12 protein-coding genes and 2 tRNA genes are annotated in these 19,842 nt (G+C 42.6%); 7 read left to right on the plus strand and 7 right to left on the minus strand.

Going from position 1 to position 19,842, the window contains the following annotated elements; genetic code table 11:
- Nucleotide 1: 1 nt before the first annotated feature.
- A tRNA-Lys gene (locus ABEG11_RS12235) sits at nucleotides 2–74 on the minus strand.
- A gap of 38 nt (nucleotides 75–112) precedes the next feature.
- Nucleotides 113–185, minus strand: a tRNA-Lys gene (locus ABEG11_RS12240).
- A 126-nt stretch (nucleotides 186–311) separates the two neighbouring features.
- On the opposite strand from ABEG11_RS12240, the gene ABEG11_RS12245 reads away from it, so the two are divergent.
- Nucleotides 312–830: a shikimate kinase gene (locus ABEG11_RS12245; protein ID WP_348824462.1), complete on the plus strand. Its 519-nt coding sequence runs from the start codon at nucleotides 312–314 to the stop codon at nucleotides 828–830.
- On the opposite strand, the gene ABEG11_RS12250 is transcribed toward ABEG11_RS12245, so the two are convergent.
- Nucleotides 822–1,322, minus strand: a complete 501-nt coding sequence (locus ABEG11_RS12250) for a phosphoribosyltransferase family protein (protein WP_348824463.1) — start codon at nucleotides 1,320–1,322, stop codon at nucleotides 822–824. The two genes, ABEG11_RS12245 and ABEG11_RS12250, sit on opposite strands and share 9 nt — an antisense overlap.
- An 88-nt stretch (nucleotides 1,323–1,410) precedes the next feature.
- Entirely contained in the window at nucleotides 1,411–1,800 is a 390-nt protein-coding gene (locus tag ABEG11_RS12255) for an RNA-binding S4 domain-containing protein (protein WP_348824464.1), read from the minus strand.
- 81 nt (nucleotides 1,801–1,881) lie between these two features.
- On the opposite strand from ABEG11_RS12255, the gene bamM reads away from it, so the two are divergent.
- Nucleotides 1,882–2,892 (plus strand): BamM family beta-barrel-assembly machinery protein, encoded by a 1,011-nt coding sequence (bamM, locus tag ABEG11_RS12260; RefSeq protein WP_348824465.1) that lies wholly within the window; start codon nucleotides 1,882–1,884, stop codon nucleotides 2,890–2,892.
- Nucleotides 2,893–3,070: 178 nt separating this feature from the next.
- Here bamM and ABEG11_RS12265 read toward each other — a convergent pair whose 3' ends face one another.
- Both ABEG11_RS12265 and ABEG11_RS12270 read right to left on the minus strand, forming a co-directional pair.
- Nucleotides 3,071–4,024: a transketolase family protein gene (locus tag ABEG11_RS12265; RefSeq protein WP_348824466.1), complete on the minus strand. Its 954-nt coding sequence runs from the start codon at nucleotides 4,022–4,024 to the stop codon at nucleotides 3,071–3,073.
- A 70-nt stretch (nucleotides 4,025–4,094) separates the two neighbouring features.
- Nucleotides 4,095–4,949: a transketolase gene (locus ABEG11_RS12270; RefSeq protein WP_348824467.1), complete on the minus strand. Its 855-nt coding sequence runs from the start codon at nucleotides 4,947–4,949 to the stop codon at nucleotides 4,095–4,097.
- A gap of 383 nt (nucleotides 4,950–5,332) precedes the next feature.
- On the opposite strand from ABEG11_RS12270, the gene tgt reads away from it, so the two are divergent.
- The 5 genes from tgt to dnaB all read left to right on the plus strand — a co-directional run bounded on the left by tgt (nucleotide 5,333) and on the right by dnaB (nucleotide 11,285).
- Nucleotides 5,333–6,463: a tRNA guanosine(34) transglycosylase Tgt gene (gene tgt, locus ABEG11_RS12275; protein ID WP_348824468.1), complete on the plus strand. Its 1,131-nt coding sequence runs from the start codon at nucleotides 5,333–5,335 to the stop codon at nucleotides 6,461–6,463.
- A gap of 89 nt (nucleotides 6,464–6,552) precedes the next feature.
- On the plus strand, nucleotides 6,553–7,641 hold the full coding sequence (locus tag ABEG11_RS12280; protein ID WP_348824469.1) for an LptF/LptG family permease: 1,089 nt from the start codon (nucleotides 6,553–6,555) through the stop codon (nucleotides 7,639–7,641).
- Nucleotides 7,628–8,509 carry a DMT family transporter gene (locus ABEG11_RS12285; RefSeq protein WP_348824470.1) on the plus strand — a complete coding sequence of 294 codons (882 nt, stop codon included), beginning with the start codon at nucleotides 7,628–7,630 and terminating at the stop codon, nucleotides 8,507–8,509. The genes ABEG11_RS12280 and ABEG11_RS12285 overlap by 14 nt, the downstream gene beginning before the upstream one ends.
- Nucleotides 8,510–8,641: 132 nt before the next feature.
- A complete protein-coding gene (locus ABEG11_RS12290; RefSeq protein WP_348824471.1) occupies nucleotides 8,642–9,595 on the plus strand; it encodes an acetyl-CoA carboxylase carboxyltransferase subunit alpha in 954 nt (317 codons plus the stop codon).
- Between the two features lie 139 nt (nucleotides 9,596–9,734).
- Nucleotides 9,735–11,285, plus strand: a complete 1,551-nt coding sequence (gene dnaB, locus ABEG11_RS12295) for a replicative DNA helicase (protein WP_348824472.1) — start codon at nucleotides 9,735–9,737, stop codon at nucleotides 11,283–11,285.
- Between the two features lie 153 nt (nucleotides 11,286–11,438).
- Here the strand turns inward: dnaB and ABEG11_RS12300 are convergent, their stop codons facing one another.
- Nucleotides 11,439–19,838 (minus strand): T9SS type A sorting domain-containing protein, encoded by an 8,400-nt coding sequence (locus ABEG11_RS12300; protein ID WP_348824473.1) that lies wholly within the window; start codon nucleotides 19,836–19,838, stop codon nucleotides 11,439–11,441.
- Between the last annotated feature and the right edge of the window lie 4 nt (nucleotides 19,839–19,842).

Genomic DNA, 19,842 nt, shown 5'->3' on the forward strand with positions numbered 1-19,842 from the left:
GTGACCCGACTGGGGCTCGAACCCAGGACCCCATCATTAAAAGTGATGTGCTCTACCGACTGAGCTATCGAGTCATTGCTTCAAGAAACTTATGCTTTAGTCACATAATTTGTGACCCGACTGGGGCTCGAACCCAGGACCCCATCATTAAAAGTGATGTGCTCTACCGACTGAGCTATCGAGTCATTTCGTTTCTTGAATGCGGGTGCAAATATAAGGACTTTTTTTCGAAGATTCCAAGCAAAATTATTATAAATTTGTCTTTTTTAAACAAATAATCTTAACGCCTTAATTTGTAAGGGCTTATTCAAATGAAAAAAATTATATTGTTAGGTTATATGGGTTGCGGTAAGTCGACAATTGCACAAAAACTTTCGGGAATGATTGCAAAGCCCTATGTCGATTTAGATGAATATATCGAAGAAAAAACAAAAATGTCTATAAAAGATATTTTTGAAACCCAAGGTGAGATTCATTTTAGAAAGCTAGAACGTGCTTATTTTCTTGAATTATTGAATTCTCCGGATGAAATTATAATAGGACTTGGCGGAGGAACCCCGTGTTATGCTAACAATCATGAACTGCTAATTGAAGATGGGGTTGTTTCTATTTATTTAAAAGCATCTATTGAGACTTTATTTAATAGATTAGTAGCCAATAAAAGCAAAAGACCTCTGATTGCAGATAAAAATGAGGAAGAAATGAAAGAGTTTATTGCTAAGCATCTTTTTGATAGAAGTTACTATTACAACCACGCACAGCATAAAGTGAATGTAGATGATAAATCTATCGAAGAAACGGTAAATGATATTCTAAATCTATTAACTTAGGCTGGCATAACTATTTCCGTCGTTTCCAAGAACAACATCAACATGTTCTAATAGAGAAGTAGAAAGTGATATTCCTTTAAAATCGGCCTTAATTGGGAATTTTTTGTGGTTTCTGTCAACAAGAACAACGGTTTTGAACTTTTTTAAAGGAACGTCTAAAAAATGTTTTACAGCATATATTAAAGTAGCTCCCGAACTCAATACGTCATCTACAAGTACTAATCCTTTGTTGCTGTACTGTTCTTTTGTCAAAGAAGTAGTTATTGGCAGTTCTGGATTTTGTTTGTTTGTGTGAACTTCACAAAGTGAAACTTTGATTGGAGAAATCGCTGTTAATGCATCAGCAATTTTTTTGGCAAAAATAAAACCATTGTCAGTAATTCCCGCAATCACTATTTCTTCATCCTCAACAAAAGTTTCATAGATTTGATAAGCTATTCTTTTGGTTGTATGCTCAATTTGCTGATTGGTGAGGATTATATTTTTGCTCATGGCGAATTAGTTTTATTTTTTCAAAGATAAAAAAGTTAGCTGAATTGATGTCATCAATTCAAGATCTAAACTGATAATTTAAATTGATTTAATCTGTTTCATCTTCATCGGAAATGTCATTTCCAAATTCATCAATATCTCTTCGGTCTTTTTTTGTAGGTCTTCCTGTTCCAGTTTTTCTATAATGCTCTTTGGATAATTTCAATAATTCTAAATGAGCATAAGCTTCGGCTGGTGTTTCGTTTTTTCGGTAAATATCTACAAGTTTTGCGCCCACTCGGCTCTCTGGAATGTCAAGAACGGTGATTATCTGCGTGATTTGATCTTTTCTAAAGGTGATTTTATCAGTAGGAAAAACTTCCTTCGAAGGCTTTGCAACGATGCCGTTTACTGTGATATGATTTTTTTTACATGCCTCAGTAACCATGTTTCTGGTTTTGTAATACCTTACGCACCATAAATATTTGTCTATTCTCATGAATTTTTCTAAAATCGGAGTTAAATACTTTACAAAAGTAAATCATTAATGTATATTTGTGGCCTAAACTATACCTAAATAATGAGCAAAATTAAGTTTTATTTTATTTTTTTAATTGCTGCTGTCGCAGTGAGTTCTTGTAATAAAGATGACGATAATGATATCGAAGTAACACCTCCTAAACCTTATGCTGAACAATATGCCATAGACAGTTTAACTATTGATAATTATTTGAAGACCTCTTATATTAGTGAAATAGTTAATAAGCCGGGTTTTCCAGAAGATCAGGATATAACTATAAAAAAAATTCTTAGTGGAGAAAATTATCCCTCATTATGGTCTTATTTAAATAGTTCTACGCTGCCAAGGCTGACTTTTAGAAGCGTATTGATAAGTGGTGTAAATTATAAGATATATACTTTGCTGGTTAGAGAGGGACTTAAAAATGCAGGTCAAACTGCGGGAGGTGAATATCCATGTAATGTTGATGCGGTTTTTGCTGGTTATAAAGGAACTTTAATGGATGAAACTGGAACGGTGTTTGATTCTTCTAATAATGGTCAGAAGCAATGGGAACTTGACGGTTCTACGGGTATTATTCGTGGTTGGTCTGAGGCTTTTCCTCAATTTAAAACAGGATGGGTTTCTTCTAAGAGTGACGGGACTATAAGTTATAATGATTTTGGAGTTGGAGTAATGTTTTTGCCTTCTGCATTAGGGTATTATAATCAAGCTCAGGATAAAATACCCGCTTATTCTCCGTTGGTATTCAGTATTAAATTATATGCCTTAAAAAGATTTGATCAGGATGCCGATGGTGTACCTTCTTATCAGGAAGATATGGATGATGATAGATACGTGAGTACTTTAGTGGAGGGAGTTTTAAAAGATGATGATACAGATAAGGATGGCATTCCAAATTTCTTAGATTTTGATGATGATGGTGATGGATATGCAACTAGAGGTGAAGTTAAAAAAGCTGATGGAACCTATTATGCATTTGAGGATATTCCAGATTGCGACGGAAAAATACCTGCCGATAAAAATAAAAAACGGCATTTAGACAAAGATTGTCATAAAATGAGTCAATAAAAAACAATTCCCATTCTGCAGTGAATGGGATTTTTTTTGTTTTTCTTTGAATATTGATGTAAAAAAAGCTTTGTAAATCAGTGTGATAACTTCAGTCTTTGGGTTTTATTGATACCCTAAAAAAATCCCATCTCCATTTTTTACAACGAGATGGGATTTTGTATTTATGTCGAAAAAATTACTTTCTTTTAATCACTCTTTCTACAGCTTCAACAATCGCTTGATTGTTTAATTTGTATTTCTCCATTAATTGCTCAGGAGTTCCAGATTCTCCAAAACTGTCATTAACAGCTACAAACTCTTGTGGAGCTGGCTGGTTTAGAGTTAATACTCTAGAAACACTTTCGCCAAGACCTCCAAGGATGTTGTGCTCTTCGGCAGTAACAACACATTTAGTTTTGGCTACTGATTTTAAAATAGCTTCTTCGTCTAAAGGTTTAATAGTGTGAATGTTGATTACTTCGGCAGAGATTCCTTTAGCTTCAAGAGCTTCGGCAGCAACTAATGCTTCCCAAACTAAATGTCCGGTAGCAATAATCGTTACATCAGTTCCTTCATTAAGCATAATGGCTTTTCCAATTACGAAAGGTTCATCGGCAGGGGTAAAGTTAGGTACCACAGGACGTCCAAAACGAAGATAAGCTGGACCATGATGATCAGCAAGTGCCAGTGTAGCTGCTTTTGTCTGATTGTGATCACAAGTATTGATTACAGTCATTCCAGGAAGCATTTTCATTAATCCGATATCTTCAAGGATTTGGTGAGTAGCTCCGTCTTCTCCAAGAGTCAATCCTGCGTGAGAAGCACAGATTTTTACATTCTTTTCAGAATATGCTACTGACTGGCGAATCTGGTCATACACTCTTCCTGTAGAAAAGTTGGCAAAAGTTCCTGTGAAAGGAATTTTTCCTCCAATAGTTAATCCAGCAGCGATTCCAATCATGTTTGCTTCAGCAATACCGATTTGGAAAAAACGCTCTGGGTGATTTTTTTTGAAATCATCAAATTTTAATGATCCAATTAAATCAGCACAAAGTGCTACTACATTTTCATTCTTTTGACCTAATTCAGTCATTCCCACTCCAAAACCTGAACGGGTATCTTTACTTCCTGTATTTATATATTTTTTCATTTTTTTAAGCTATAAGCCGTAGGCTGTAGGCAATAAGCGCAGTGCTTAATGCATAAAGCATAAAGCATTTTTAATAATCTGTATTACCTCCAGTGTTATAGTTTTGTTCCAATGCATTTGCAAGCTGCGCATCATTTGGGGCTTTACCGTGCCAAGCATGGCTGTACATCATGTAATCTACACCATTACCCATTTCGGTATGAAGTAATACACAAACTGGTTTTCCTTTCCCAGTTCTTGCTTTTGCTTCATTCATTCCTCCAATAATGGCTTCGATGTCATTTCCTTTGGTAATTTCGATAACTTCCCAGTCAAAAGCTTCAAATTTAGCTTTTAGGCTTCCCATTGCTAAAACTTCATCGGTAGTACCGTCAATCTGTTTTCCGTTAAGGTCAACAGTTGCTATAAGATTATCTACATTTTTTGCAGAGGCATACATAATTGCTTCCCAGTTTTGACCTTCCTGCAATTCACCATCTCCGTGAAGTGTGTAAACAATATGATTGTCGTTGTTTAATTTTTTTGCCTGAGCAGCACCAATCGCTACAGATAAACCTTGTCCTAGTGATCCTGATGCGATACGTACTCCTGGTAAGTGATCGTGAGTTGTAGGGTGACCTTGCAGTCTTGAATTAATAAGACGGAAAGTCGCTAATTCATTTATTGGGAAATAACCGCTTCTTGCCAAAACGCTGTAAAATACAGGCGAAATATGTCCGTTTGAAAGGAAAAATAAATCTTCTCCAATTCCGTCCATGTCAAATCCTTCTTTGCGATCCATAATATTTTGGTACAAGGCTACCAAAAATTCAGTACATCCTAGAGATCCTCCTGGGTGACCTGAATTAACAGCATGAACCATACGAAGAATATCTCTTCTTACTTGGATAGTTAAATCGTTTAATTGTTGTGTGTTAGGCTTCATTTTGTATGTAAAAGTTAAACTGGAGCAAAAGTAATTTTTATTTTGCGGGGAGACAAATGATTTTAAAGACAATTTTAACTAAAATGTTGTTTTATTGCTGATTTAAAAATATAATTCTAATTTTTTTCTTTTTTAAGAATTAAATCATGGGTTTTAAAATTGTACATGTGCGTCCGATCACTTTCGATATGGTTAAAATATGACGATATTTATTGTGGGATGATGTTTTGGGTAAAAAATATTTTTTTGATGCGGGTTTTAAATTAACCTATCTTTGCGCACTGATAAAAGGGATATTTGTAATGAGCCAGAATTAATCTTCATTTTAAGGGAAGAGATTATAAGTGAATTACATTTTACCAAAAAATAGATAAAAAAGACAAATGAAGTTTGATTTACTAAAAACAGATCCGCAGTCGAAAGCGCGTGCGGGAAGTATTACTACAGATCACGGTGTAATCGAAACACCCATTTTTATGCCTGTTGGAACTGCGGCCTCTGTAAAAGGAGTGCATCAACGGGAATTGAAAGAAGAAATAAATCCTGATATTATTCTTGGAAATACCTATCATTTGTATTTGCGTCCACAAACCGAGATTCTTGAAAAAGCGGGCGGATTGCATAAATTCATGAATTGGGATCGTAATATTTTGACTGATTCCGGAGGATATCAAGTGTATTCTCTTTCGGCAAACCGAAAAATTAAGGAAGAAGGAGTAAAGTTTAAATCGCATATTGATGGTTCGTATCATTTTTTTACCCCAGAAAATGTGATGGAAATCCAGCGTACCATTGGTGCCGATATTATCATGGCTTTTGACGAATGTACGCCTTATCCTTGTGATTACCGCTATGCACAGCGTTCGATGCACATGACGCACCGCTGGCTGGACCGCTGTATCAATCATTTGGAAAAACTACCTTTTAAATATGGTTATGAGCAAACCTTTTTTCCAATTGTTCAGGGAAGTACATATAAAGATTTAAGAAGACAATCGGCTGAATATATTGCCAATTCTGGACAGCAAGGAAATGCTATCGGAGGACTTTCAGTGGGAGAACCTGCCGAAGAAATGTATGCTATGACCGAAGTCGTTTGTGAAATTCTTCCGGAAGATAAACCGCGTTACTTAATGGGTGTTGGTACTCCGATTAATATTTTAGAGAATATTGCACTTGGAATCGACATGTTCGACTGCGTGATGCCTACACGTAATGCCCGTAACGGAATGCTGTTTACTGCTAATGGAACGATCAATATCAAAAATAAAAAATGGGAAGCCGATTTCTCTCCAATAGACGAAATGGGGCATACATTTGTGGATACAGAATATTCCAAAGCGTATTTACGTCATTTATTTGCTGCTAATGAATATTTAGGGAAACAAATTGCAACAATACATAATCTTGGATTCTACATGTGGTTAGTCCGCGAAGCTAGAAAACATATTTTAGCCGGGGATTTTAAGCCTTGGAAAGAAATGATGGTTAAAAATATGAGCCAGCGATTATAAAATCAGTTGATGGTTGGCAGTTGATAGTTGGCAGTTGATAGTTGTCAGAATTTTATCAGCCAACAACCAATAACCAACAACCAAAATGTATGTTAACAATAATAGATAAGTATATTCTAAAAAGATATTTAGCCACATTTGCAGTGATGCTTTTGCTATTTGCTCCTATTGGAATAATTATAGATGTATCGGAGAAAATCAATAAAATGCTTGCCAATGAAGTGCCGGTTTTAAAAATCGCTATTTATTATTATCATTTTACGATTTACTTCATGAATAACCTCTTTCCGATATTTTTGTTTATATCGGTGATATGGTTTACATCCAAGCTGGCAAATGATACGGAGATTATTGCGATCCTGAGTTCTGGCATTTCGTTTACGAGATTTATGAGACCTTATATTGTTGGGGCTTCTATTATATCCATTATCGTTTTGCTGATGGGATTCTGGGTTATCCCGGTGTCTAGCGAGGGCTATAATAATTTTAGGTATACGTATCTCCGGACTGGTGGTAAAGAACTCATGCAGGGCGATAATACAGATGTGTACCGGCAGATAAACGATCACGATTTTATCTATGTAAACAGCTTTAATAATGAGGCTCAAATGGCTTATAATTTTTCTTTAGAACGATTTAAGAAAGAAAAGCTGGAGTTTAAGATTACCGCAAGCCGAATCAAATGGAATCCCAAAGAAAAGAATTATACCTTGTATGATTATACCAAACGTACAGTGGGACCTGAAAATGATGTAATCGAAAAAGTACCCGAAAAGAAGATGAAATTCAGTTTTGATCTTCAGGATCTGGCTCCAGTGGTTTATATTGCTGAGACTTTGAGCCTGGGAGATTTAAATGCATTCATTGATAAAGAAAAAAAACGGGGCTCTTCTAATATTAATGTCTATCTGGTGGTTTTGTATAAAAAATACAGCGTTCCCGTGTCGGCATTTATATTAACTATTATAGCAGTTTCTGTATCTTCAATGAAACGCAGAGGAGGGATGGGAGTCAATCTGGCAATTGGTATTGCAGTAGCATTTTCATTTGTCTTTTTTGATAAAATATTTGGTGTATTGGCCGAAAAATCAAGTTTCTCGCCCTTATTGGCAGTCTGGCTGCCCAATATAGTTTTTGGAATATTAGCTGTTTATTTACTACGAAATGCAAAACGATAATTTAAAAAGCTACCTTAATCTGCATTTAATTGTTTTTATCTGGGGTTTTACAGCAATTTTAGGAGCATTAATTACCATTGAGTCTGATTTTCTGGTCTGGTACAGAATGTTTTTTGCAGCAGTTTTTCTGGCCTGCTTTATTAAAGCAAGAAAAAAGTCATTTAAGGTCACTCCAAAAATTTTAGCCAGATTTACATTTGTAGGGCTGTTGATTGCCCTGCATTGGGTTTTCTTTTTCCAAGCGATAAAAGTGTCAACGGTCTCCATTACCTTGTCGGTTTTTTCACTGGGCGCTTTTTTTGCATCATTGCTGGAACCCTTATTTTATGGCAGGAAAGTACTTTGGTACGAAGTGTTTTTTGGATTGATAATCATAGCAGGCTTAGGCTTGATTATGCAGGTCGAAATCAATTATTGGAGTGGCATGCTATTGGCGCTTGTTTCTATTATATTAGGTGTCTTGTTCACTTTGATGAATGGCAAATTAATCGTTAATCATGATCCGTCGGTAATTTCTTTTTATGAGTTTTTGGCGGGTTTTATTTTCATCTCGATTTATTTTTTATTTCAAGGTTCTTTCTCGGCAGATATTTTTGTAATGACAGCCAAAAACTGGATTTTGATTTTAGTATTGGCTTCGATTTGTACGGCTTATGCTTTTACGGCATCTGTAAGAGTAATGAGGAAATTATCTCCATACACAGTAATGCTGACTACTAATTTAGAGCCAGTTTATGGAATTGTTCTGGCGTATTTTATCATTGGTGGAAAAGAAAAAATGAGTACAGAATTTTATATTGGCGCAATTGTAATTGTAATAACGGTACTATCCAATGGCATTATAAAACACTATAGAAAGGAAGACTAATTGTAAGATTTTTTGTTTTTTTAAAATCTATTTTTTTTTAGTTAAGTAAAAAGTAAGTGTAAAACGATATTAAATTTTATATTTGCAGTTCCAAATTGAAAATTGAAAAAATAATAAATCCGCACAAATCCTATGGAATATTTAGATTTTGAGCTTCCCATAAAAGAACTTGAAGAGCAATTAGATAAATGCGTTATAATTGGGTTAGAATCTGAGGTTGATGTGACCAATACCTGCAAGCAGATCAATAAGAAATTAGAGGATACCAAAAAACAGATTTATAAAAACCTGACAGCTTGGCAGCGGGTACAATTGTCAAGACATCCTAGCAGACCTTATACATTAGATCATATTAAAGGACTTTGTGGAGATACTTTTTTAGAGCTTCACGGAGATAGAGGTTTTAAAGACGATAAAGCCATGATTGGTGGTCTAGGCAAAATAGGCGGACAATCTTTTATGATTATAGGCCAGCAAAAAGGGACAAATACAAAAACTCGTCAATATAGAAATTTCGGGATGGCTAACCCAGAAGGGTACAGAAAAGCATTACGCTTGATGAAAATGGCCGAGAAGTTTGGCATTCCTGTTGTTACCTTAATCGATACACCGGGTGCTTATCCAGGACTAGAAGCCGAAGAGCGTGGACAAGGGGAGGCCATTGCAAGAAATATTTTTGAAATGGTTCTTTTAAAAGTACCTATTATAACTGTTATTGTCGGTGAAGGTGCTTCTGGCGGAGCCTTAGGAATTGGTGTTGGAGACCGGGTTTATATGTTAGAAAACACCTGGTATTCGGTAATTTCACCCGAATCCTGTTCGTCCATTTTGTGGAAAAGCTGGGATTACAAGGAACAAGCTGCAGAAGCTTTGAAATTGACTTCTGCCGATATGAAAAAACAGAAATTAGTTGATGATATCATACCAGAACCTCTAGGAGGAGCTCATTATGATAGAGAGGCAACCTTCAATACAGTAGAGCAGTATATCTTGAAAGGATATAACGAATTGAAAGACTTATCAACAGAAGATTTAATCGCTCAAAGAATGGAGAAATACTGTAAAATGGGCGAGTTCAAAGAATAAACATCATTTTTAAGATTTTAATCCGAAGCCTTGCCGTTTCGGATTTTTTTTTGGTTATAAACAAAAAAAGCTTATTTATAAACAATGAGAAGTAATAACTCAATTGTGTATTTTTTTAAAATTTGGTTACTTTCGCTACATGGAAAATTTCAAAAATATGAGTCCAATTAAAGTGGACAAAACAACAATTATAAACCTGGAAAAAGGAAAACTGCCTCCGCAAGCATTAGATCTGGAAGAAGCTGTACTCGGGGCTATGATGATTGATAAAAAAGGGGTAGATGAGGTAATTGATATCCTGCAGCCCGATGCATTTTATAAAGATGCTCACAAATATATTTTTGAAGCCATTATTCAGTTATTTAATGATACTCAGCCGATCGATTTATTGACCGTTTCGGCTCAGCTTCGAAAGAATGCGAAGTTAGATCTTGCAGGCGGTGATTTTTATCTTATTCAGCTCACGCAAAAAATTTCGTCATCAGCGCATATCGAATTTCACTCCAGAATTATTCTTCAAAAATTTATTCAGCGAAGCTTGATTCGTATTTCATCTGAAATTATCGAAGATTCTTATGATGAGACTACAGATGTATTTGATTTATTGGACAAAGCTGAATCCAAGCTATATGAAGTTACGCAGGGAAATATCAAACGAAGCTCTGAAACCGCTCAAAGCTTAGTACTGCAGGCCAAAAAACGTATTGAAGAAATTGCGGGACAGGAAGGACTTTCAGGAGTAGCTACTGGTTTTGATAAATTAGACAAACTTACTTCCGGCTGGCAGCCAAGTGATTTAATTATTATCGCGGCTAGACCTGCGATGGGGAAAACAGCTTTTGTATTGTCGATGACTAGAAATATCGCTATCGATTTTAATCAGCCTGTTGCTTTGTTTTCGCTGGAGATGGCATCGGTACAGCTGATTACACGTTTGATTTCTTCAGAGACAGGATTGTCCTCAGAGAAATTGCGTACTGGAAAATTAGAAAAACACGAGTGGGAACAGCTTAGCACCAAAGTTAAGAACCTCGAAAAAGCACCTATTTTCATTGATGACACACCTTCTTTGTCCATTTTTGATTTACGTGCAAAAGCAAGACGTCTGGTATCGCAGCATGGTATTAAAATCATCATTATTGATTATCTGCAGTTAATGACTGCTGGTGGCGCTGCCGGTAAAGGCGGAGGAAACAGGGAACAGGAAATCTCTACAATTTCCCGAAACCTTAAGGCATTGGCAAAGGAATTGAATGTTCCCGTAATTGCATTGTCACAGTTATCGCGTGCGGTAGAAACGCGTGGATCGAGCAAGAGACCTTTGCTTTCGGATCTTCGTGAATCGGGAGCAATTGAGCAGGATGCCGATATCGTTTCGTTTTTATACCGTCCAGAGTATTATAAAATTGATGAATGGGATGATGAAGAAGCTTCTCCAACAGCTGGGCAAGCCGAAATCATGATTGCGAAACATAGAAATGGTGGTATCGAAAATGTCCGTTTGAAATTTATTGGGCATCTGGGACGTTTCGATAATTTAGAAGATTATGGAGGCGGTTATGATGATTTGCCATCAAGTATGAATCATGATGACAGCTCATTTATTACCAAAAATCTTCCTTCTGCAAATGAGGCCTTTGGAAGTAATTTTAATAATGATGACGATGATGATGGTGATGTTCCTTTTTAAAATTGTATTAAGAGTTTTAAAATAATATAAAAAGAGATTATTCCAATAAAAATGGCGTAATCTCTTTTAAAATTTGAGGTTATTTATTGTAAATGAAGAAGCTGACCAAATAAATTTTGGTCAGCTTCTTTTAATTTAAATTAATCCTTTAAACTATTTTTTAATTAGGAGTTTATGTGATTTGCTTTTAGCATGATTAACTTCTTTTATAAAATACATGCTGTCATTCAAGTTTTGTAAATCGATAGTATTGATTACATCAGCCTTAATTTTGAATGTTTTTACAATTTGACCTAATTGGTTTATCACTTGGTATTCACCACTTGTTTCAGTCTCAATATATACTGTTCCTTGACTTGGATTAGGATAAATAGATAATGTAGAAGTAGTTTCAAAATCAGTAGTTCCTAATGTTGAAACTGTTATACAGTCGGACGTTACCGTACAGCCTCCTAGAGTGATGACTACTTTGTAATCATCAATTTGTGTTGGGGTGAAGATCTCACTATTACTACCAACAGGAATGTTGCCAGTACAGTTGTACCATTGGTAATCAGCACCAGTTTGGGCAGCTGTTAAAACACCTGAATTTAGGGTTACTGCATTATTTATATTTACTACCAATTGCACTGGAATAGTTACGGGAGCAGTAGCTGCCGAAGTACATCCCGATGCATTGACTGCCGTGAAGGTATAAGCTATTCCAGCCGTACCGTTAATGGCTCCCAAAGCGCCTACGGTTGCCCCTGCTGGAGAAGACGTATAGGTGAGTTCAGCCGAGTAATTGGATACCGTAGCTATTCCATCAGCCGAACAGGTCGCAGCCGTTATGGCTACAGCTGGTACAGCCGGTGTGGCCAATTGCATTGGAATGGTTACGGGAGCTGAAGCTGCCGAAGTACATCCCGATGCATTGGCTGCTGTGAAGGTATAAGCTATTCCGGCAGTACCATTAATGGCTCCCAAAGCGTCTACCGTTGCTCCCGATGGAGCAGAGGTGTAGATGAGTCCAGCCGAATAATTGGATACTGCAGCCGTTCCGTCAGCCGAACAGGACGCATCCGTTATGGCTACAGCTGGTACAGCCGGTGTGGCCAATTGCACCGGAATAGTTACGGGAGCAGAAGCTGCCGAAGTACATCCCGAAGCATTGGCTGCCGTGAAGGTATAAGCTATTCCGGCAGTACCGTTAATGGCTCCCAAAGCGCCTACGGTTGCACCTGCTGGAGCAGACGTATAGGTGAGTCCAGCCGAGAAATTGGATACCGTAGCTCTTCCGTCAGCCAAACAGGTCGCAGCCGTTATGGCTACAGCTGGTACAGCCGGTGTGGCCAATTGCACTGGAATAGTTACGGGAGCAGTAGCTGCCGAAGTACATCCCGAGGCATTGGCTGCCGTGAAGGTATAAGCCGTTCCGGCAGTACCTGAAATAAGCCCCGCTGCGTCTACCGTAGCTCCCGCTGGAGCAGACGTATAGGTGAGTCCAGCCGAGTAATTGGATACTGCAGCTGTTCCGTCAGCCAAACAGGTCGCAGCCGTTATGGCCACAGCTGGTATAGCCGGTGTGGCCAATTGCACTGGAATAGTTACGGAAGCAGATGCTGCCGAAGTACATCCCGAGGCATTGGCTGCCGTGAAAGTATAAGCCGTTCCTGCAATACCGTTAATGGCTCCCAAAGCGCTTACCGTTGCTCCCGATGGAGCAGAAGTATAGGTTAGTCCAGCCGAGTAATTGGATACTGCAGCAGTTCCGTCAGCCAAACAGGTCGCAGCGGTTATGGCCACAGCTGGTAAAGCTGGTGTGGACAATTGCACCGGAATAGTTACGGGAGCAGAAGCTGCCGAAGTACATCCCGAGGCATTGGCTGCTGTGAAGGTATAAGCTATTCCGGCAGTACCGTTAATGGCTCCCAAAGCGCCTACGGTTGCACCTGCTGGAGCAGATGTATAGGTGAGTCCAGCCGAGTAATTGGATACTGCAGCAGTTCCGTCAGCCGAACAGGTCGCAGCTGTTATGGCCACAGCTGGTACAGCCGGTGTGGTCAATTGCACTGGAATAGTTGCGGGAGCAGAAGCTGCCGAAGTACATCCCGAGGCATTGGCTGCCGTGAAGGTATAAGCCGTTCCGGCAGTACCTGAAATAAGCCCCGCTGCGTCTACCGTAGCTCCCGATGGAGCAGACGTATAGGTTAGTCCAGCCGAGTAATTGGATACTGTAGCCGTTCCGTCAGCCGAACAGGACGCATCCGTTATGGCCACAGCCGGTACAGCTAATGCAATAGAATCGGTAATTGTGAAAGATTGGGTTGCTTGACAACCGTTCGCATCTGTTATAGTTACAGTATAGGTTCCCGCGACAAGTCCTGTAGCGGTTGCAGCCGTTCCGCCAGATGGTGCCCAAGAATAAGTATAACCTGGAGTTCCTCCAGTAGGAAAAACTGTTGCGCTGCCATTAGATCCTCCGTTGCAGGACACGTTTGTTTGAGTCCCAGTTGCATTTACTGCAGCAGGCTGTGTTACCGTAATCCCAGAAACGACAGCGGTACAGGCGTTAGAATCGGTAATGGTAACCGAATAGGTACCGGCAGTCAATCCTGTACGGTCTTCGGCAGTAATCCCGCCTCCCCAGTCAAAAGCATAAGGAGCTGTTCCTCCGGATGGAGTCAGGTCGATTGCCCCTGTTGTTCCGGCATTGCAGATAACATTAGTCACGGCTGCAGTTCCGGAGAGAGCAGCAGGCTGTGTTACCGTAATTCCAGAAACTATAGCAGTACAGTTGCTGGCATCGGTAATGGTTACCGAATAGGTACCGGCAGTCAATCCCGTACGGTCTTCGGCAGTAATCCCGCCTCCCCAGTCAAAAGCATAAGGAGCTGTTCCTCCAGATGGAGTCAGGTCAATTGCTCCGGTTGTTCCGGCATTGCAGATAACATTAGTCACGGCTGCAGTTCCAGTGAGAGCAGCAGGCTGTGTTACCGTAATTCCAGAAACTATAGCGGTACAGGCGTTAGAATCGGTAATGGTTACCGAATAGGTACCGGCAGTCAATCCTGTACGGTCTTCGGCAGTAATCCCGCCTCCCCAGTCAAAAGCATAAGGAGCTGTTCCTCCAGATGGAGTCAGGTCGATTGCCCCTGTTGTTCCGGCGTTGCAGATAACATTAACCACGGCTGCAGTTCCAGAGAGAGCAGCAGGCTGTGTTACCGTAATTCCAGAAACTATAGCGGTACAGCTGCTGGCATCAGTAATGGTTACCGAATAGGTACCGGCAGTTAATCCCGTACGGTCTTCGGCAGTAATCCCGCCGCTCCAGTCAAAAGCATAAGGAGCTGTTCCTCCGGCAGGAGTCAGGTCGATTGCCCCTGTTGTTCCGGCATTGCAGATAACATTAGCCACGGCTGCAGTTCCGGAGAGAGCAGCAGGCTGTGTTACCGTAATTCCAGAAACGACAGCAGTACAGGCGTTAGAATCGGTAATGGTAACCGAATAGGTACCGGCAGTTAATCCCGTACGGTCTTCGGCAGTAATCCCGCCTCCCCAGTCAAAAGCATAAGGAGCTGTTCCTCCGGATGGAGTCAGGTCGATTGCCCCTGTTGTTCCGGCATTGCAGATAACATTAGTCACGGTTGCAGTTCCGGAGAGAGCAGCAGGCTGTGTTACCGTAATTCCAGAAACGACAGCAGTACAGGCGTTAGAATCGGTAATGGTAACCGAATAGGTACCGGCAGTTAATCCCGTACGGTCTTCGGCAGTAATCCCGCCTCCCCAGTCAAAAGCATAAGGAGCTGTTCCTCCAGATGGAGTCAGGTCGATAGCCCCTGTTGTTCCGGCATTGCAGACAACATTAGCCACGGCTGCAGTTCCGGAGAGAGCAGCAGGCTGTGTTACCGTAATTCCAGAAACTATAGCGGTACAGCTGCTGGCATCGGTAATGGTAACCGAATAGGTACCGGCAGTTAATCCTGTACGGTCTTCGGCAGTAATCCCGCCGCCCCAGTCAAAAGCATAAGGAGCTGTTCCTCCGGCAGGAGTCAGGTCGATTGCCCCTGTTGTTCCGGCATTGCAGATAACATTAGCCACGGCTGCAGTTCCGGAGAGAGCAGCAGGCTGTGTTACCGTAATTCCAGAAACGACAGCAGTACAGGCGTTAGAATCGGTAATGGTAACCGAATAGGTACCGGCAGTTAATCCCGTACGGTCTTCGGCAGTAATCCCGCCTCCCCAGTCAAAAGCATAAGGAGCTGTTCCTCCGGCAGGAGTCAGGTCAATTGCTCCGGTTGTTCCGGCATTGCAGACAACATTAGCCACGGCTGCAGTTCCGGAGAGGGCAGCAGGCTGTGTTACGGTAATCCCAGAAACTATAGCGGTACAGCTGCTGGCATCAGTAATGGTTACCGAATAGGTACCGGCAGTTAATCCCGTACGGTCTTCGGCAGTAATCCCGCCGCCCCAGTCAAAAGCATAAGGAGCTGTTCCTCCAGATGGAGTCAGGTCGATTGCTCCGGTTGTTCCGGCATTGCAGATAACATTAGTCACGTCTGCAGTTCCGGAGAGGGCAGCAGGCTGTGTTACCGTAATCCCAGAAACGACAGCGGTACAGGCGTTAGAATCGGTAATGGTAACCGAATAGGTACCGGCAGTCAATCCTGTACGGTCTTCGGCAGTAATCCCGCCGCCCCAGTCAAAAGCATAAGGAGCTGTTCCTCCAGATGGAGTCAGGTCAATTGCTCCTGTTGTTCCGGCGTTGCAGATAACATTAGTCACGGCTGCAGTTCCAGAGAGAGCAGCAGGCTGTGTTACCGTAATTCCAGAAACTATAGCGGTACAGGCGTTAGAATCGGTAATGGTAACCGAATAGGTACCGGCAGTTAATCCCGTACGGTCTTCGGCAGTAATCCCGCCTCCCCAGTCAAAAGCATAAGGAGCTATTCCTCCGGCAGGAGTCAGGTCAATTGCCCCTGTTGTTCCGGCATTGCAGATAACATTAGCCACGGCTGCAGTTCCGGAGAGAGCAGCAGGCTGTGTTACGGTAATCCCAGAAACTATAGCGGTACAGCTGCTGGCATCGGTAATGGTAACCGAATAGGTACCGGCAGTTAATCCCGTACGGTCTTCGGCAGTAATCCCGCCGCCCCAGTCAAAAGCATAAGGAGCTGTTCCTCCGGCTGGAGTCAGGTCAATTGCCCCTGTTGTTCCGGCATTGCAGACAACATTAACCACGGCTGCAGTTCCAGAGAGAGCAGCAGGCTGTGTTACCGTAATTCCAGAAACTATAGCGGTACAGGCGTTAGAATCAGTAATGGTTACCGAATAGGTACCGGCAGTTAATCCTGTACGGTCTTCGGCAGTAATCCCGCCGCCCCAGTCAAAAGCATAAGGAGCTGTTCCTCCGGCAGGAGTCAGGTCAATTGCCCCTGTTGTTCCGGCATTGCAGATAACATTAGTCACGGCTGCAGTTCCGGAGAGGGCAGCAGGCTGTGTTACCGTAATCCCAGAAACGACAGCGGTACAGGCGTTAGAATCGGTAATGGTAACCGAATAGGTACCGGCAGTCAATCCTGTACGGTCTTCGGCAGTAATCCCGCCGCCCCAGTCAAAAGCATAAGGAGCTGTTCCTCCAGATGGAGTCAGGTCGATTGCTCCAGTTGTTCCGGCGTTGCAGATAACATTAGTCACGGCTGCAGTTCCGGAGAGAGCAGCAGGCTGTGTTACCGTAATTCCAGAAACTATAGCGGTACAGCTGCTGGCATCGGTAATGGTTACCGAATAGGTACCGGCAGTCAATCCCGTACGGTCTTCGGCAGTAATCCCGCCTCCCCAGTCAAAAGCATAGGGAGCTGTTCCTCCGGCAGGAGTCAGGTCAATTGCTCCGGTTGTTCCGGCATTGCAGATAACATTAGTCACGGCTGCAGTTCCGGAGAGAGCAGCAGGCTGTGTTACCGTAATTCCAGAAACTATAGCGGTACAGCTGCTGGCATCAGTAATGGTTACCGAATAGGTACCGGCAGTTAATCCCGTACGGTCTTCGGCAGTAATCCCGCCGCTCCAGTCAAAAGCATAAGGAGCTGTTCCTCCGGCAGGAGTCAGGTCGATTGCCCCTGTTGTTCCGGCATTGCAGATAACATTAGTCACGGCTGCAGTTCCGGAGAGAGCAGCAGGCTGTGTTACCGTAATTCCAGAAACGACAGCAGTACAGGCGTTAGAATCGGTAATGGTAACCGAATAGGTACCGGCAGTTAATCCCGTACGGTCTTCGGCAGTAATCCCGCCTCCCCAGTCAAAAGCATAAGGAGCTGTTCCTCCGGATGGAGTCAGGTCGATTGCCCCTGTTGTTCCGGCATTGCAGATAACATTAGTCACGGTTGCAGTTCCGGAGAGAGCAGCAGGCTGTGTTACCGTAATTCCAGAAACGACAGCAGTACAGCTGCTGGCATCGGTAATGGTAACCGAATAGGTACCGGCAGTTAATCCCGTACGGTCTTCGGCAGTAATCCCGCCTCCCCAGTCAAAAGCATAAGGAGCTGTTCCTCCGGATGGAGTCAGGTCGATTGCCCCTGTTGTTCCGGCATTGCAGACAACATTAGTCACGGCTGCAGTTCCGGAGAGAGCAGCAGGCTGTGTTACCGTAATTCCAGAAACTATAGCAGTACAGCTGCTGGCATCGGTAATGGTTACCGAATAGGTACCGGCAGTCAATCCCGTACGGTCTTCGGCAGTAATCCCGCCTCCCCAGTCAAAAGCATAGGGAGCTGTTCCTCCAGATGGAGTCAGGTCAATTGCTCCGGTTGTTCCGGCATTGCATATAACATTAGTCACGGCTGCAGTTCCAGAGAGAGCTGCAGGCTGTGTTACCGTAATTCCAGAAACTATAGCGGTACAGGCGTTAGAATCGGTAATGGTTACCGAATAGGTACCGGCAGTCAATCCTGTACGGTCTTCGGCAGTAATCCCGCCTCCCCAGTCAAAAGCATAAGGAGCTGTTCCTCCAGATGGAGTCAGGTCGATTGCTCCGGTTGTTCCGGCATTGCAGACAACATTAGCCACGGCTGCAGTTCCGGAGAGGGCAGCAGGCTGTGTTACGGTAATCCCAGAAACTATAGCGGTACAGCTGCTGGCATCAGTAATGGTTACCGAATAGGTACCGGCAGTTAATCCCGTACGGTCTTCGGCAGTAATCCCGCCTCCCCAGTCAAAAGCATAAGGAGCTGTTCCTCCAGATGGAGTCAGGTTGATTGCCCCTGTTGTTCCGGCATTGCAGACAACATTAACCACGGCTGCAGTTCCAGAGAGAGCAGCAGGCTGTGTTACCGTAATTCCAGAAACTATAGCAGTACAGGCGTTAGAATCGGTAATGGTAACCGAATAGGTACCGGCAGTCAATCCCGTACGGTCTTCGGCAGTAATCCCGCCGCCCCAGTCAAAAGCATAAGGAGCTGTTCCTCCGGCTGGAGTCAGGTCGATAGCCCCTGTTGTTCCGGCATTGCAGACAACATTAGTCACGGCTGCAGTTCCGGAGAGAGCAGCAGGCTGTGTTACCGTAATTCCAGAAACTATAGCAGTACAGGCGTTAGAATCGGTAATGGTAACCGAATAGGTACCGGCAGTTAATCCTGTACGGTCTTCGGCAGTAATCCCGCCACCCCAGTCAAAAGCATAAGGAGCTGTTCCTCCGGCAGGAGTCAGGTCAATTGCTCCGGTTGTTCCGGCATTGCAGACAACATTAGCCACGGCTGCAGTTCCGGAGAGGGCAGCAGGCTGTGTTACGGTAATCCCAGAAACTATAGCGGTACAGCTGCTGGCATCAGTAATGGTTACCGAATAGGTACCGGCAGTTAATCCCGTACGGTCTTCGGCAGTAATCCCGCCGCCCCAGTCAAAAGCATAGGGAGCTGTTCCTCCAGATGGAGTCAGGTCGATTGCCCCTGTTGTTCCGGCATTGCAGATAACATTAGTCACGGCTGCAGTTCCGGAGAGAGCAGCAGGCTGTGTTACCGTAATTCCAGAAACTATAGCAGTACAGTTGCTGGCATCGGTAATGGTTACCGAATAGGTACCGGCAGTCAATCCCGTACGGTCTTCGGCAGTAATCCCGCCGCCCCAGTCAAAAGCATAAGGAGCTGTTCCTCCAGATGGAGTCAGGTCGATAGCCCCTGTTGTTCCGGCATTGCAGACAACATTAACCACGGCTGCAGTTCCAGAGAGAGCTGCAGGCTGTGTTACCGTAATTCCAGAAACTATAGCGGTACAGCTGCTGGCATCGGTAATGGTTACCGAATAGGTACCGGCAGTTAATCCCGTACGGTCTTCGGCAGTAATCCCGCCTCCCCAGTCAAAAGCATAGGGAGCTGTTCCTCCGGCTGGAGTCAGGTCAATTGCCCCTGTTGTTCCGGCATTGCAGACAACATTAGTCACGGCTGTGGTTCCAGATACTGCTGTTGCAGGCTGAGTTACTGTTGGAGAAACCGTTCCCGTACATCCGTTTGCATCTGTAATTGTTACGCTGTATGTTCCAACAGTAAGTCCAGTTCTGTCTTCAGTAGTTGCTCCTCCCACCCAG

The sequence above is a fragment of the Flavobacterium aestuarii genome (assembly GCF_040049115.1).
GTDB classification, from domain to species: Bacteria; Bacteroidota; Bacteroidia; order Flavobacteriales; family Flavobacteriaceae; genus Flavobacterium; species Flavobacterium aestuarii.

Bases quoted from the DNA above. Each gene is read 5' to 3' on its own strand.
- ABEG11_RS12245 (WP_348824462.1), top strand. From the start codon at position 312: ATGAAAAAAATTATATTGTTAGGTTATATGGGTTGCGGTAAGTCGACA.
- ABEG11_RS12250 (WP_348824463.1), bottom strand. From the start codon at position 1,322: ATGAGCAAAAATATAATCCTCACCAATCAGCAAATTGAGCATACAACC.
- ABEG11_RS12255 (WP_348824464.1), bottom strand. From the start codon at position 1,800: ATGAGAATAGACAAATATTTATGGTGCGTAAGGTATTACAAAACCAGA.
- bamM (WP_348824465.1), top strand. From the start codon at position 1,882: ATGAGCAAAATTAAGTTTTATTTTATTTTTTTAATTGCTGCTGTCGCA.
- ABEG11_RS12265 (WP_348824466.1), bottom strand. From the start codon at position 4,024: ATGAAAAAATATATAAATACAGGAAGTAAAGATACCCGTTCAGGTTTT.
- ABEG11_RS12270 (WP_348824467.1), bottom strand. From the start codon at position 4,949: ATGAAGCCTAACACACAACAATTAAACGATTTAACTATCCAAGTAAGA.
- tgt (WP_348824468.1), top strand. From the start codon at position 5,333: ATGAAGTTTGATTTACTAAAAACAGATCCGCAGTCGAAAGCGCGTGCG.
- ABEG11_RS12280 (WP_348824469.1), top strand. From the start codon at position 6,553: ATGTTAACAATAATAGATAAGTATATTCTAAAAAGATATTTAGCCACA.
- ABEG11_RS12285 (WP_348824470.1), top strand. From the start codon at position 7,628: ATGCAAAACGATAATTTAAAAAGCTACCTTAATCTGCATTTAATTGTT.
- ABEG11_RS12290 (WP_348824471.1), top strand. From the start codon at position 8,642: ATGGAATATTTAGATTTTGAGCTTCCCATAAAAGAACTTGAAGAGCAA.
- dnaB (WP_348824472.1), top strand. From the start codon at position 9,735: ATGGAAAATTTCAAAAATATGAGTCCAATTAAAGTGGACAAAACAACA.